The sequence below is a fragment of the Moraxella sp. K02 genome (genome assembly GCF_041154755.1).
Classification (GTDB): domain Bacteria; phylum Pseudomonadota; class Gammaproteobacteria; order Pseudomonadales; family Moraxellaceae; genus Faucicola.
On the sequence record NZ_AP031590.1, the window covers coordinates 1,306,534 to 1,321,834 of the forward strand.

15 protein-coding genes are annotated in these 15,301 nt (G+C 43.7%); 10 read left to right on the plus strand and 5 right to left on the minus strand.

Going from position 1 to position 15,301, the window contains the following annotated elements; all coding sequences use genetic code 11:
- Positions 1 to 237: 237 nt before the first annotated feature.
- The gene (locus ACAM39_RS05885) at positions 238 to 1,008 is read left to right on the plus strand and encodes a MipA/OmpV family protein (protein WP_369626972.1); all 771 of its coding nucleotides are present in this window, start codon (positions 238 to 240) and stop codon (positions 1,006 to 1,008) included.
- Positions 1,009 to 1,087: 79 nt separating this feature from the next.
- On the opposite strand, the gene ACAM39_RS05890 is transcribed toward ACAM39_RS05885, so the two are convergent.
- Together ACAM39_RS05890 and ACAM39_RS05895 are read right to left on the minus strand one after the other, a co-directional pair.
- Positions 1,088 to 1,357, minus strand: a complete 270-nt coding sequence (locus ACAM39_RS05890; RefSeq protein ID WP_369626973.1) for a hypothetical protein — start codon at positions 1,355 to 1,357, stop codon at positions 1,088 to 1,090.
- A gap of 44 nt (positions 1,358 to 1,401) precedes the next feature.
- Positions 1,402 to 2,277, minus strand: a complete 876-nt coding sequence (locus ACAM39_RS05895; protein ID WP_369626974.1) for a DNA/RNA non-specific endonuclease — start codon at positions 2,275 to 2,277, stop codon at positions 1,402 to 1,404.
- Between the two features lie 288 nt (positions 2,278 to 2,565).
- On the opposite strand from ACAM39_RS05895, the gene queC reads away from it, so the two are divergent.
- From queC to rlmKL, 5 genes are all read left to right on the plus strand, one after another.
- Positions 2,566 to 3,276: a 7-cyano-7-deazaguanine synthase QueC gene (queC, locus tag ACAM39_RS05900; protein WP_369626975.1), complete on the plus strand. Its 711-nt coding sequence runs from the start codon at positions 2,566 to 2,568 to the stop codon at positions 3,274 to 3,276.
- 107 nt (positions 3,277 to 3,383) lie between these two features.
- Entirely contained in the window at positions 3,384 to 3,698 is a 315-nt protein-coding gene (locus ACAM39_RS05905; RefSeq protein ID WP_065252727.1) for a hypothetical protein, read from the plus strand.
- Positions 3,699 to 3,843: 145 nt separating this feature from the next.
- Positions 3,844 to 4,344, plus strand: a complete 501-nt coding sequence (locus ACAM39_RS05910) for a peroxiredoxin (RefSeq protein ID WP_369626976.1) — start codon at positions 3,844 to 3,846, stop codon at positions 4,342 to 4,344.
- Between the two features lie 82 nt (positions 4,345 to 4,426).
- Positions 4,427 to 5,551 carry a mechanosensitive ion channel family protein gene (locus ACAM39_RS05915; protein ID WP_472828103.1) on the plus strand — a complete coding sequence of 375 codons (1,125 nt, stop codon included), beginning with the start codon at positions 4,427 to 4,429 and terminating at the stop codon, positions 5,549 to 5,551.
- Positions 5,552 to 5,633: 82 nt separating this feature from the next.
- A complete protein-coding gene (gene rlmKL, locus ACAM39_RS05920) occupies positions 5,634 to 7,880 on the plus strand; it encodes a bifunctional 23S rRNA (guanine(2069)-N(7))-methyltransferase RlmK/23S rRNA (guanine(2445)-N(2))-methyltransferase RlmL (protein ID WP_369626978.1) in 2,247 nt (748 codons plus the stop codon).
- Between the two features lie 57 nt (positions 7,881 to 7,937).
- Here rlmKL and ACAM39_RS05925 read toward each other — a convergent pair whose 3' ends face one another.
- The 3 genes from ACAM39_RS05925 to dusB form a co-directional block, all read right to left on the minus strand.
- Entirely contained in the window at positions 7,938 to 8,075 is a 138-nt protein-coding gene (locus ACAM39_RS05925) for a hypothetical protein (protein WP_309594714.1), read from the minus strand.
- 309 nt (positions 8,076 to 8,384) lie between these two features.
- Positions 8,385 to 9,023: a peroxiredoxin gene (locus ACAM39_RS05930; protein WP_369626979.1), complete on the minus strand. Its 639-nt coding sequence runs from the start codon at positions 9,021 to 9,023 to the stop codon at positions 8,385 to 8,387.
- Between the two features lie 174 nt (positions 9,024 to 9,197).
- Positions 9,198 to 10,196: a tRNA dihydrouridine synthase DusB gene (dusB, locus tag ACAM39_RS05935; protein ID WP_369626980.1), complete on the minus strand. Its 999-nt coding sequence runs from the start codon at positions 10,194 to 10,196 to the stop codon at positions 9,198 to 9,200.
- Between the two features lie 627 nt (positions 10,197 to 10,823).
- Between dusB and rlmN the strand changes: the two genes are divergently transcribed.
- From rlmN to ispG, 4 genes are all read left to right on the plus strand, one after another.
- Complete coding sequence (gene rlmN, locus ACAM39_RS05940; RefSeq protein WP_369626981.1) at positions 10,824 to 12,023, plus strand: dual-specificity RNA methyltransferase RlmN; 1,200 nt, start codon at positions 10,824 to 10,826, stop codon at positions 12,021 to 12,023.
- 227 nt (positions 12,024 to 12,250) lie between these two features.
- Positions 12,251 to 13,201 (plus strand): type IV pilus biogenesis/stability protein PilW, encoded by a 951-nt coding sequence (gene pilW / locus ACAM39_RS05945; RefSeq protein WP_369626982.1) that lies wholly within the window; start codon positions 12,251 to 12,253, stop codon positions 13,199 to 13,201.
- A 1-nt stretch (position 13,202) separates the two neighbouring features.
- Positions 13,203 to 14,111: a RodZ domain-containing protein gene (locus tag ACAM39_RS05950; RefSeq protein ID WP_219331325.1), complete on the plus strand. Its 909-nt coding sequence runs from the start codon at positions 13,203 to 13,205 to the stop codon at positions 14,109 to 14,111.
- Between the two features lie 64 nt (positions 14,112 to 14,175).
- Positions 14,176 to 15,291 carry a flavodoxin-dependent (E)-4-hydroxy-3-methylbut-2-enyl-diphosphate synthase gene (gene ispG, locus ACAM39_RS05955; RefSeq protein WP_007115373.1) on the plus strand — a complete coding sequence of 372 codons (1,116 nt, stop codon included), beginning with the start codon at positions 14,176 to 14,178 and terminating at the stop codon, positions 15,289 to 15,291.
- The last annotated feature ends 10 nt before the right edge of the window (positions 15,292 to 15,301 follow it).

Here is a 15,301-nt window from a genome sequence, read left to right on the forward strand (position 1 = left end):
GAATATTAAAAATGTTATATTATAACATTTTAATGGTGTTCTCAAGGTAGCTCAAGGATTTATGCTGGCTTGGATTTCATCTATCGCACCTTTAAATTCAACTATTTGCGCTGACCTTTTTATGCCATAATAAATTTATCACCTTGCTGTATGGTTCACAGGCAAATCGGTTGTTATTTTCTACGCTTTACGCCTGTCAGCACTTTTTTGTATGACCCACTCTCACAGGATGTTTTTATGAAACACTTTTTCGCGCCTTGTCTGGTACTTGCCAGTATGTTGGGCACAACACTTGCCCACGCAGCCTCTATGCCAGTGGATACCAATGCCCGCTTTAAACTGGGGTTAAACGCGTCTATCAATCATTATGCGTACGATAAGGACAATGATGTTACGATCATGCCACAGGCATTTTATGACAACAATCGACTCTATATTGAAGGCAGTGAAGCGGGTTATTATCCCTACAAAGATGCACAAAACGAATGGCGATTGACCGCAAGCTACGATAGCCGTTCATTTGATCCAGACGATGCGAGCACAGCGGCGTTAAAAGGACTCGATGAGCGTAAATGGTCTGCTATGGTGGGCACTAGCTATATGCGCATTACCCCGTATGGTGGCTTTAAAGCGCAAGTGGAAACTGATGCGTTAGGCCGCAGTGATGGTACTAGCGCAAAAGTGGCGCATTTGAGCAGATTTAAGGCAATGGATGATAAAATCACCATTTATCCTGAGTTAGGACTGCAGTGGTACAATGACAAGTACAACAACTACTACTTTGGTGTTTCTGAGCAAGAATCGCGACGCACCGGGATAAAAGCTTATAACGCTGATAGTAGCATTACCCCCTATGTGAATGTCAGTGCCAGTTACGCCATTTCGCCACGCTGGAGTGCGTTTATCAGTCAGCATTTAGAGTATTTGAGCGATGAGCAAAAAGACAGCCCACTGGTTGATAACCGTGTCGATAGCAAAACTAAAATTGGCTTTAACTATCAGTTTTAATGCATAGCTTGATGCCTACTTTACCAATAAATAGTTGACCCATAAAAAACGCAAATTGTTTGATTTGCGCTTTTTTTATTCATAAAAAAGGGTTATTCACTTCGTCCACGTGCGACGCTTGCTGCTGTTGCGTGGTAGATTTTTCCACCGTTTGTGCTTCATGGGCTTCTAAATACGCAATGATTTGGCTCAATACATCTTGCAATTGTTTTGCCGTGGCTAAACTTTGTTTATCCAACGTAAACGTCGCACTGCCATAGAGATTGACTTGCTCTCCTTGATTCTCAAGGGTAAATTCGCCCAATCCCACGCTTTGGCTATCATTTTGAAATGGTTTAAAAGCACTCATCTTTTTCCCCTGTTTAATTACTGATTTGCTGTTACTGATTTTGGTTATGGTGAAATAGTCGCTACATTACTCGGCAAACTGGGAAACGCATTTACCCCGGTGCGTTTTTTAAGGGTACTTAGGCTAATTTTTTCAACGGTTCCGCTATCATCATTCGGGCTAAAAAATACTAGCGCTTGCTGTTGTGATGGCAGATATACCGCTTTAAAAAAATGCGATGGCACCAACACGCGATTTTTTAGCCGTTTGACTTCCGGTGTTAAGAACGCCACCCCTGTCACCACATAAGCTGAGCCGTATTGGTTGGTCAGGTTGCGAGTTTGCGTTTCAATTTTTACCCAAGTTTTACGGTTGTTGTCAGGCGTTTGTGGGGCGATATTTGCCAAACTAAAGCTATCAAATTGTGAGTCCGGGTTTGCCATATCAGCATTGGGTGCTAAATGCCCTCTGTCAAATCCGGTACGGGTATAATCGCTTAATAGACTACGCACCTCGGTCGGCAGGCGAGTTTCTTCATGAAAGTTATCCTCTCTGACCAAGGTTTTGGCAGCCGTTATTCGTTGTCGCGTCAAATGCTCAGCGACCCAAATAGGGGTTTTGGTGACACCCGAATACATCACCGCAAAGCCATTAAAGCACAGTGGGTAGGTTTTTTGCGACAACTTAGCGGTCATTGTCGGCTGGGTTTTATCCAAAAACTCGCTGGCGCATTTTTGTAGTGCCTTGTCTAGTGGGCGCGTGGTGAGTGCTTGGGTATCTGTGTTCGCTTGGGTGGTAGCAATAGTAGTAGGGATAGTAACAGTATTGCTATCGGGTTTGGCGGTTGAGGGCGCAACACTACAACCTGTCAAATACATCAAGCCAACGCTTATGGCTGATAATATGGCAATAGGGCTAACAAAATGGGTTTGAACTATCATGAGTGACCTTAAAAAAGAAAAAATGAAGAAAATGAAAAATGGCACAATGACGACGGTGGTAGGGGTTGGGCTAAATTGTCGGATAACGTAGTTTAACTCTCGGTTTAAAACTTCTTGGTTATTTTATAAGGTATTTGGGTGGAATACGCAAATATTTACTGATAGTGATAGCAGTTTTCCTAAATATTTTTTGGCTAATATTGAGTTGACTACTTTTATCCCAATATTTTCCCATCAACAATTGCTTCAGTTCTGATAAAATACACCTTTTGTCATTAGTAAATTTTTATGAGTACATCAACCACACCCCAAAACGCCGTCGTCTTACTCTCGGGCGGGCTAGATTCCGTGACTTGCCTTTATTGGGCAAAAGCCAATTATGCCAACGTCACAGCGGTAAGCTTTAACTACGGTCAGCGCCACAATAGCGAACTTAATGCTGCCAAAAAAATTGCCGCGACTGCCCAAGTCAACCATCGTATTATCGATATTGATTTGGCACAGCTAGGTGGCTCGGCGTTGACCGATGCTTCGCTGGTGGTACCCGATGCCAAACAAACAGATTTTAGCGATAATCAGCATAATGACAGCATTCCCATTACCTATGTACCTGCGCGTAACACCATCTTTTTGTCGTATGCGCTGGCATTGGCAGAGGTGACACAGTCCAATGCCATTGTGATTGGTGTCAATGCAGTGGATTACTCAGGCTATCCTGATTGTCGTCCTGAATATATTGAAGCCTTTGAAAAGATGGCAAATCTCGCTACCAAAGCCGGTGTGATGGGCAATCATCTCCACATTGCAACGCCATTGTTGCAGTTAAGTAAAGCAGAAATCATTAAATTGGGGGTATCGCTGGGGGTTAATTATTCTTTGACCGTGTCATGCTACCGCGCAGATAGCGAAGGACGCGCCTGCGGACACTGCGATAGCTGTTATTTACGACAGCAAGGTTTTTTACAAGCTGAAATAGATGACCCAACGATTTATCAGTAATCTATCATTATCAAATTCTGCCAGCTTTATTGCGTCAACGGTAAAGCTAGCCATTGTACGATTGAACACCTGCTGTTCTATACTGCTGTCTCTTATGAGGATAAACTATGAAACATTCAGCCATCGTGACCCTATTTGCTAGCATGGTTTTGCCGTTTGCCGCGCATGCCGCCAACCCACAATATGTCAATGCTTGCGCCACCCAAATGACCGAAAAACACATCACTGATGCCGCTTCTGCAAAAAAAGTATGTACTTGTGTGGTAGATGAACAATCAAAAATCACCCAAGCACAAAAAAATGAGCTTGATACTTGGGTAAAAAGTGGCAAAGATGTTCGCCAAAACAAAACTTTCCAAACCATCAGTGCGCGTATGAAAGCGTGCGGTAACGGCGTTAAATTTAATAAAGCCCGTCCCTAATCGGCTACAATCAATACCATAATCGATAGAGCCGCGCCACCAGACCAGTTGTTTACTGGTCTTTTTTTGTTTTGTCGCATGAAGAAGTTTGTACTCAATCTGGCTTTCTGATATTGTTAATTCAATTTTTGCTTGGGAAATGCCCATGACTCAACTACCCGATTTTTTGGTCACCACGGTTGAAGCGGATACCAGCCGTCATGCCACAGCGCAGCCGCAATTTATCCAGCGTCAAATCAACCTGCCAGCGTATGCCAAGCAGTCAGAGAAAGGCTTGATTTTGTATTTTTATCCAAAAGACAACACCTCAGGCTGTAGTGTGCAAGCGCAAGATTTTAGCCAGCATTTGACCCAATTACAGCAGTTTGGCTACCAAGTCATTGGCGTATCAAGAGATAGTGTCAAAAGCCATGAAAAATTTATCACCAACCAACAGATTAATTTTGCGCTGGTGAGTGATACCGATGAACAACTTTGCCAATATTTTGACATCATTGCCGAAAAAAAACTGTACGGCAAAGTCAGCCTTGGCGTGGTGCGTTCAACATTAATTTTCGACAACGCAGGCAAGCTGGTTCATGAGATGCGCAATGTCCGCGCCAAGGGGCATATGGATAAATTACTTGCGATATTGCCCACCCTTTAACCCAAACCAACCTAAATTAACCCAAACGCCTTATATTATTTTTATTTTGATTTTTTGACTCGAGATCACTCATTGTATGTCCGTGAACCAATTTTTTAAAAATATCTATCACGACTTGTATTATGACGTCTATAAAGCAGTCGGTGGTTCGCTCGAAGATGAAGCGGTTAATTGGCCGCTGTATCTCTCCAAACTTGCCAGTACAGGTATCAAAATTATGGTACTGTTGGTAATTTTGGGCGTGGTCTATCGGCTAAGTTTGTTGCTCATCAATTCTGCCCGTTTTATCGCCAAAGACAGTAAATACAGCCAATCGTTAAGGCTTATCGCACGGTTGATGTGGTTGTTTTCAAGTTTGCTTGCGGTAATGAGTCAGCTTAATTTTGAACCTGAAACAGTCAAAGCCACTGCCAAAGCCGGTATTTGGTCAGTGATTTTTTATATGGCGTGGTACAACCTCGGTTATTTGATGCAAAAAATGCTCAAAAATTATGGACTAAACGCGTCGATTGAACAATTACTGCATAATTTGTTGTCCATGCTCATTATCGTATTGTGGATTGCCTCGGTGATGTCGCAGTTTGGTTTTGATATTGTGTCTGTGGTTGCAGGTCTTGGGATTGCAGGTATCGCAGTGGGTTTTGCGGCACAAGCCACACTCGCCAACTTTATTGCTGGTATCACCATCTTGATTGAGCAGTCGTTTCAAGTCGGTGATTGGGTCAACATTAATGAAAAAGAAGGCAAAGTGGTGCAAATCGCCCTGCGCACTACCCAAATTTTGACCCGTGACAATATCACCGTGATTTTCCCCAATTCAACCGTTGCCTCAGCCGAAGTCATTAATTTAACTGCCAAAAATCTGATTCGTTTTGATATTGAAGTGCGTATCGCGTTGGAAGCGGATATTGAAAGCGCTCGCGCTATTATTCTTGATATTTTAGCCAACACCAAAGAGGTATTAGAGCGTCCTGCGCCCACGGCGACAGTGGATAAAATTGGCGATTTTGGGGTATTTTTTATCGTGCGGTTTTGGGTCAATCCGCCACACGTGTCTCGAATGCCATTTATCAAAGAAAATCTACGCGAACAAATCAAAGTAGCACTCGATGATGCCTGCATTGCCACACCTTATCCTCATATGCAGCTTTTAATGCCAAGCGCAATGCCAAACGAAGTAGCCCCATCGGTAAAAACTTCCCCATAATTTCAGACATTCTATCATTTGTCCTTTGCTAATCATGCTAAAATACGCCATTAATCAACTTTGACTTTTTTTGGCAGTATTTATGACAGACAGCAATACAACGCCCGTTGGGCAAACTTTTCACATTGTAATCACTTGTGCGGATGGGCTAGAGATTCCCTTGCAAACTGAGCTGGCAAGCTTTGGTATAGATACACAAATTGAGCGCACGGGTCGGCTGATGGCGACATTGACGTTGGCGCAGATTTATCAGGTTTGCCTATGGTCTCGTGTGGCATCTCGGGTATTGTTACCACTGGGCAAAAAGAACATCAATCCCGAGTACGATATTGCAGATCAGCTCTATACCTTTGCCAAAACTGTCAAATGGACCCAGTTATTTGATTTGGAGCAGACTTTTGCGATTCGTTTGACCCTAGATAAGCGCGTACAAGCCAACCAGCAATTCACCATGCTGCGTGTCAAAGATGCGATTGCTGACCAATTTAACGAGCAATTCGGTCGTCGCCCCAATGTCGATAAAAACCCCGATTTTGGCATTGTCGCTACTGTGGGTGACAAACAAGCTGAATTGTATCTAGACTTATCAGGTACCAGTTTGCACCGCCGTGGTTATCGTGCTGCGATGACTGAAGCGCCACTCAAAGAAAACTTGGCGGCTGCCCTGCTCTATAGCGTGAATTTTCACACCACCCAATTTGACAGTATCGTCGACCCGATGTGTGGCTCAGGCACGCTTATCATTGAAGCCTTGCTGATGAGCGCAGATTATGCGGTAGGACTGGATAAAGCCGATAGCCAATTTGGGTTTTACGCATGGCAACATCATGACACTGCGCTTTGGGAGGCTATGGTGCAAGACGCGCAAACCCGTTTTCATCATCGCCTAGATGCCATGGCAAATGGCGAGATGCCCGCGGTGTTTGCTTTTGATATGGACTCAGGCGCAGTTCGAGCCACGCACAAAAATTTAATCGCCGCAGGTTTGACGCCTATCATCAACCGCATTACCTTGCAGCAGCGCTCACTGGCGACCCTTAATTTGGCACTAGAAAAACAAGTCAATGGTTGGGTCAATCCCCTGTTTATCACCAACCCACCATATGGTGAGCGCTTGGGTGAAGAAGAATTGATTAAACCCTTGTATCAAGGCTTGGGTAAAAAATTACAAGCCCTGTTTGCAGACAGCCCTGCCAAAGTGACTTTGGGCGTCCTCGCTGCCAAAGTTGAACAAGCCGACGTACTACCCCTGGCCGAGCCAAAAACCCTACGCTGTCACAATGGTGCTATCACCGTTTATTTTCGTTATGGTGAGCTGTTAAAGAGCAAAGACACACCGCTTATTACGCGCTTTGAAAAACGTGAAATTGCCGTAGAAGAAGGTCAAGATTTTATCAATCGACTACAAAAAAATCTTGCCAATCTGCGTAAGCTGGCTCACAAACAAGCTGTGACCAATCTGCGGGTGTATGATGCCGACTTACCTGATTTTAAAGTAGCGGTGGATGTATATGGCGAATTTGTACATGTGCAAGAATATGCCGCCCCCAAATCAATTCCAGTAGAGACCGCCAAAAAGCGCTTTAATCTAGCGCTGCATGGGGTGCGTGAAGCCTTGCAAGTGAACCGTGAGCAAGTGTTTATCAAAACTCGCGCCCGCCAATCCGGCAATGAGCAGTATGAGAAAAAAGCCAATTCGGGTAAATTCCATGTGGTCAGCGAGCCAACCGCCAACAACCAACGGGCGTATTTTTTGGTGAACTTTAGCGATTATTTGGATACAGGGTTATTCCTTGACCATCGCAGCATCCGAAAAATTATTGCAGAAAACGCACGCGGTAAAACGGTGCTTAATCTGTTTGCTTATACTTGTACTGCCAGCGTGCATGCGGCATTGGGCGGGGCAAAAGCGGTGACATCGGTGGACTTATCACAAAACTATCTGGATTGGGGACGCAAAAATTTTGCCCTAAACGGCTTGCCAGATTTGCCAAGCTACCAGTTTATTGCCCAAGATATTTTTGAATGGATTAAAAGCAACACCGAGCAGTACGATGTGATTTTTATCGATCCGCCGACTTTTTCTAACTCCAAAAAATTTCAAGGTACGTTTGATGTGCAGCGCGACCACGTACCGCTCATCAACCGTGCCATGAATCGCTTATCCTCTGAAGGCGTATTATATTTTTCCAATAACTTTACCAAATTTGTGCTCGATGACGAAATTTACAACCGTTACCACGTTGAAGAAATGACCAACCAAACCATCGGCTTTGATTTTGATAGTAAACGCCCTATTCACCAGTCGTGGGCGATTCGCCACAAATAATTTGCCAATAAAAAAGCGATGACTCGTGTTAGCCATCGCTTTTTTTGATGAGTTCGGTTATTTTGCCAGAGTCTTGGTTTCAATCACACTATCAAGCTGATAAAGGTTGCCATAGCCTTTGGTATCGGTCGGTGGGGTGCGATAGCGAGTCAAGCGCAAAACCCGCTGAGCGCTTTCATCATGACGATAACCCATGATAGGCGCATCGAGAAGATACCATTGACCCACCGCTGTTTTTAGTATTCACCGTTTGGCAACCGGTCAGAGCAAGCATAAGCAATGCGCTGGTTTTAAAGCCATCTTTAACTTGATTGTTTATCATTGTTTATATCCATTATCACGCCATTAATTGAAGTTTAGCCAAATATTTTTGGTTATTCAGCATCCGTTCTGTAAATTTAGTTTAGTAGCTTTAAATTTAGTTGAGTATATTTAATGGGACAGTTGGCATAAAAAAACCCAGTCAAGCGACTAGGTTTTTGATTTCAAATTTAACATAAAAGGTTATTTATTCGGTTGTGGCGTGGTGCGCAGATAAGGCTTAATTTCTTTATGACCTTTTGGGAACTTCGCGGCGATTTCTTCATTTTTGACGCTTGGCGGGATAATCACATCGTCCCCGTCTTGCCACTCAACTGGCGTTGCAATGCCATAATTATCTGACAATTGCAAGGCATCAATCACCCGTAAAATTTCATTGAAGTTACGACCGACAGCGGCTGGGTAAGTGAAAGTTAACCGCAGTTTATGCTGTGGATCGATAATAAATACACTTCGAACCGTATGCGTGGTTGACGCGTTTGGGTGAATCATGTCGTAAGCTTCCGATACTTTTTTATCGGCGTCTGCAATGATGGGGAAATTCACCTCGCAGCCTTGGGTTTCTGAGATATCGCCTGCCCAAGCTTTGTGATCTTCGACGCTATCGACTGATAAAGCAATCGGTTTGACATGGCGTTTTTTGAATTCATCACCCAATGATGCCGTGCGTCCTAACTCCGTGGTACAAACTGGGGTAAAGTCTGCCGGATGTGAGAATAAAACCACCCAGCTATCACCTTGCCAATCGTAAAAATTGATGTTGCCTTCAGTGGTTTGTGCGTCAAAATTTGGTGCCGTGTCGCCAATTCGTAAATGTGCCATCGCTGACTCCTTATAATTTGATTAATCGTATATGGTTATTGTTTGATATCGGTCTATTATAGAGACTCAGCAAAATTTTAACAGATTTTAAATTCAACAATAATGCTTTTTTGCGAATCTTTGTTTCTAAAAAGTCATAAGCGCGCTACGATTGACTGTTTTATAGTGGAAGTTTCAATCAAATTCCGCAGTCTTTAAAAACCGCGCGACCACGTTAAACTGTCCAGCGGTGGTATCTTCTTCATACATGGCTTGGCGAAACGCATTGGCATTGGCAATGCCTGAGGTATACCAAGCAATATGTTTACGAGCGATACGACACCCAGAATATTCGCCATAAAACGCATAAATCTCCTGCAAGTGGCTTAATACAATCTCTTTTAACTCATCCATTGTTGGACTGGGCAAGATTTCACCAGTTTCTAGGTAATGCGCAATGTCGCGAAAAATCCAAGGCTGCCCTTGCCCTGCCCGCCCAATCATAATGCCATCGGCGCCTGTTTGCTCGTATACTTGTTTGGCTTTTTGCGGGCTGTCGATATCGCCATTGACGATAACAGGAATGGTGAGAAGATTTTTGACTTCTTTAATTAGCTCATAGCGAGCGCTACCCAGATATTTATCTTCCCGCGTGCGTCCATGTATTACAATCATGGCGATACCTGCCTCCTCTGCCATTTTTGCAACACGTAAAATATTTTCTTCGCCATTGGCATAGCCTAGACGGGTTTTTAGCGTGACTGGCACATCCACTGCATTGACCGTGGCATCCAATAATCGCTTGACCAAGTCTTCATCTTTGAGTAGCGCAGAACCCGCAAGCTTTTTGCAAACTTTTTTTGCAGGACAACCCATATTGATATCGACAATTTGCGCCCCATTGGCAACTTGATAGCGAGCCGCTTCGGCGATTTTTTTTGGGTCTGAGCCAGCGATTTGCGCAGAAATAGGCGCGATTTCGCCATCAAAATTGGCACGATACAGTGTTTTGTGATGGGCAAACAAAGTGGCATCAGAGGTCATCATCTCTGACACGGCATGCCCTGCGCCAAAGGACTTAGCCAGCATACGAAAAGGCTTATCAGTGACACCTGCCATCGGGGCAACGATGATGCGGTTGGCGATGGTCTGGTCGCCGATATTGAGAGGGGTAAGCAATGGATGGTTGGACATAAATAAAAAAGAATAATGGGCTAAAAAATGGGGAAACATTATAACTTTTATTGTCAATGCTTTGGCTAAAAATATCACTTATTTAGTACACCTCCCCATTTCCCCCTCTTTTAAACAATTGGGTGAGTTTTTATATCAATTTTTACGATTTTTTATTTGTTTGTCATATAGACTTAACCCAATACAAGTTTAATAGTGTCATATTCATCAATTTATTAGACATAGATTTAGATTTAGATTTAGATTTAGATATAGAAATGGACATAAACATATGTTAAAACAGCTTAAACTTTGGTATCGGGGCGGTAAGCATGCCAATGGCGAAGTGGTTTATCAGCTGCCCCATTGGTCTGCTAGGTTAGTCCGTCGCACGGTTGATTTTGTTTCGCTTGAATGGAAGTGGTTATTGGCATTCTTATGCCTAATTATTGCAATTGTTGCTATCTCTTTTTGATGGGTAGAGATTTTATAACTTTGGCCATGACAATTTGGACCATATTTTGGAAGTAAATAAAGATAAAGATATTGTATATAAAGCTGCTGACAAGGTTCACTATGTTTTACCATGACAATTCGTTGAGATTTTAGTATACTATCTTGTTTATTTGACACGCTTATCCGACCGCTATGACCCAAATTCCTGTCATTCAAAACCCAGAAATGGTCAATCCCCAAGACCTTACCGCAAAAACCAATCTACTTGGCATGAGTAAGGCTGAGCTTGGACAATTTTTTGCCAATCTCGGCGAAAAACCGTTTCGCGCCACCCAAGTGATGAAGTGGATTTATCAATTGGGTGTGACCGATTTTTATCAAATGACCAATTTATCCAAAAAACTACAAGAAACATTGGATGAAGTGGCAACTGTATCGCCCCCAACGGTCAAGTTTAAACAATTTAGTGAAGACGGTACTCGCAAATGGGTGTTTGAAGTAGCAGGTGGCTCGCTGGTGGAAACTGTACTTATCCCAGCTGACGATAACAAACAGTTTGGACGTAAAACCTTGTGTATTTCATCGCAAGTCGGCTGTGCGCTTGACTGCTCGTTTTGTAGCACCGGCAAACAAGGTTTTGAGCGGGATTTATCCCCTAGCGAAATTATCGGACAGCTGTGGGTTGCCAACCAGTCTTATATGGAAAATGTGCCTGTCACTGAACGTGAAAATCGGGTGACCAATGTGGTAATGATGGGTATGGGTGAACCCTTGTTAAATTATGAGCCTGTGGTAGCCAGTATGTCATTGATGCTCGATGATTTTGGTTTTGGCTTGTCCAAACGCCGCGTTACCCTGTCAACATCGGGTATTGTGCCAAAGATGTATGAGCTCGCCAAAGACATTGATGTGGCGCTTGCGATCAGCCTACATGCACCCAATGATGAACTGCGTAACGAACTGGTACCCATCAATAAAAAATATCCACTCAAAGAACTGATAGCCGCCGCTAAATCTTATGTATATGACGAAAACCCCCGTCATAAAAAGCACGTCACCATTGAGTATGTGATGTTAAAAGACGTCAATGACACTGATGAACACGCCCGTCAGCTGGTCAATCTGCTCAAAGATTTGCCCTGCAAAATTAATTTGATTCCGTTTAATCCGTTCCCACATGCGCCTTACGGACGCTCTAGTAACAATCGTATCCATGCGTTTAGTAATATCTTAAACCAAGCAGGTTTTGTCTGTACCATTCGCCAAACCCGCGGCGATGACATTGATGCGGCATGTGGACAACTGGTCGGACAAGTCACCGATAAAACCCGCCGAGCAAAACAATGGCAAGAAAAAGTGTCCAAAACGTTACAATCTAAAGCATCTCATTAAATCTTTTATCATTATAATAGTTTAGCATGATAAAGGCGCAAGTTAGCCTTATCGGTTGGTGTCATCAAGGTTTTTTTGCTATAGTAATAGCCATTTTTCCATTTTTAATGCTAGGCTTGTTTTTGCTATTGGGTTTTATCAACGATTAAAATTGGTTAGCTACTGTCAAAATTTTTAATTATTCAATTTGGTTTATTTTAGTTCATTTGATTATGAGTAAGTTTGTTATGCCATCATTTCACTCACGTCAAACTCATTTATACCACAGTCAACCTGCTATTTTGTGTCAATTACACGACAACCATATAGACGACGATAAAATGCCGGGCAAATCAAATTTTTTATCGAAGGTTTTTGCCGTAGGTATGATTGGTCTTTCAAGCCTCACCCTTTGCCTAACCGGTTGTAGCACCACCCGACAAGTTACCACGCAGACAGTCACCGCCAGTGACCCAAGTCGCTGGGAAAAAAATCCAGAAGAAATCGCCAGAATTCGCACCGCGATTGCCGCTGAATATATTCGTGGTGGTAAATTAGACGATGCCAAACGACAGTTAGAAAGTGCATTAAAGTCTTATCCAAAGTCAGCAGAAGCTAATGATATGATGGGTGTGTTATTGCAGCAAGAAGGCAGCCCGCGCAATATGCAAAAAGCCGAAGCTTATTTTAAAAACGCCATCGCACTCAATCCTGACTTTAGTCAAGCAAACAACAACTATGGCGTCTATCTTGCCCAACTCAGTCGTAACCAAGAAGCGATTGCCCAGTTTCAAATTGCGGGTTCTGCGTTAGGGTATGACGGTCGTGCCAGTGCGTTAGAAAATTTAGGTCGCACAGCATTAAAGGTCAAAAATAAACCGCTGGCGATACAGTCATTTATCAAGGCGCTCGATGCCAATCGCCAAAGCATTGTCGCCCGTACAGAGCTTATTGATATTTTATTGGCCGATGGCAAATTTTTGGAGGCGCAGGCGCTGTATAATGATTTGGTTAAAATTATTGGTCAAGCCAACCTTGACCCGCGCACTTTATCGCAAGGGATTAGGCTTGCCAAACTTGCGAACAATACCATAGAAGTGCAAAAATTAGCCCAGCAGCTTTTGGATCGCTATCCACTTAGCGATGAAGCAAAGCAGATTCGTTCTGGACTTTTAACCCCAACGTCAACTTGGAAATAAGATGGAAAACAGCAATAACACCGACAATCAACAAAACTCTACCCCGGTTCATGACACAACCCAGCTTTTGGGTCAGCGTTTTAAACAAGCCCGTGAGAAAAAAGGCTTATCGATTGACGATGTGGCTGCCAAAACTTTCATTTTAAAAAGTCATCTTCGGGCGCTTGAAGCCAATGATTTTGACGCCTTGCCACAGCCTACCTTTGCGCGCGGTTTTGCCACTACCTATGGGCGTTTTTTGGGTTTGGATAAAAATCTGGTCGCACAAAGTTTTGATGCCCAGTACCCCGCTACCCTCAAACAAAAATATGCCACGGTCATCAATGCCCCGATGCAGCCGATGGGCACGCTTAATCGCGAAGCGCGTCCCAGTGTGCGTATTAACCCTTTTGTCATTGGTGGTATTTTATTGGTATTGGGGCTTGCGATTTTTATTTTTAATAAAGTTAGCAAAGCACATAATGACTCGGTTGAACAAGCGCCCGCTAGTGCTGTTGCCAGTATGCCAACCCAAGATCAGGTCAGCGGTGCGTCGCTTAACAATGCAGGCTCAGCGATTGTGACTAACACAGTGACTGCCAGTGGGTTACCCGCCACGGGCTCTGCCATTACTGGTGTCGCGGTGAGTGCTGATAATGCCAGCGGTACAGCAGCGACAGGACAAGCTGGTGCTAAAGCTTCGATTGACATTTTTGTCAAAGACACCACCAAAATCACCATTGTGGATGCGACAGGCAATACGATTTTAGATGGCGATCAAGCACGGGGTAGTTACCAATTGACAGGTCAAGCGCCGTTTCAAGTCACTATCGACAAAGCCAGCAACGTGAGCTTGGATTTGAACAAACAACCGATTAAATTAAGCAATTATGCCCAAAACGATAAAGCCAATTTTACTCTAAAACCTTAACGGCTTATCACTTTAAAAATACGCTAAATCATTCGTTATAATAGTTATAATAATAGGAACGCCTATGTCAGCGCATAACCCCATCAAACGTAAACTCACCAAAAAAATCTACGTCGGTAATGTCGCAGTAGGCGGTGACGCCCCCATTAGTGTGCAAAGTATGACCAATACCGATACCTGTGATGTCGATGCCACTGTGGCACAGATTCAGCGCTGTGTCGATGCCGGTGCTGATCTGATGCGCGTCTCTACGCCAACGATGGAAAGCGTAAAAGCCTTTGCCGAAATCAAAAGACAAGTTTCTGTGCCACTGGTGGCAGACGTTCACTTTGATTATAAAATTGCACTGGCGGTAGCTGATGCAGGTGCAGACTGCTTACGTATCAACCCAGGTAATATCGGCAATGAACAAAAAGTGCGTGAAGTGATTGCCGCCGCCAAACATCATGGCATCAGTATGCGCATTGGCGTAAACGCGGGGTCACTAGAAAAAGACATCCAAAAAAAATATGGCGAACCCACGGGTGAAGCTATGCTTGAATCGGCGATGCGCCATATTGATATTTTAGATCGTAATAACTTTGATCAATTTAAAATCTCAGTCAAAGCCAGTAATGTGTTTTTGACCATGGATGCGTATCGGTTGATTTCTGCACAAGTTGACAATCCCTTGCATTTAGGTGTGACAGAAGCGGGGGTATACCGCACCGGTACCGTTAAATCTGCGATTGCCTTAGGCGGACTACTGCTAGAAGGTATTGGTGATACCATGCGTATTTCGTTAGCCGCTGAGCCAGAAGAAGAAATTAAAATCGGTTTTGATATCTTAAAATCACTCGGTATCCGTAGTAATGGGGTGAATTTTATCGCCTGCCCTAGCTGCTCACGCCAAGAGTTTGATGTGATTCGGGTGATGATGGACTTAGAAAAACGCCTAGAGGATATCCGTGAGCCAATGGATGTGTCGGTGATTGGCTGTAAAGTCAATGGTCCAGGGGAAGCCAAAGAATCAGATATCGGCGTGGTGGGTGCCAGTCCAAATAGCCTAGTATATAAAAATGGCGAAAAATCACATTTGATTGATACCACCAAGCTTGCCGATGAGATTGAAGCCATGGTCCGTCAAAAAGTGGCTGAGCGTGAAGCGCAGCGCGCCAATGAAATTTTACGGGTTAAATAATTTTCGTGTC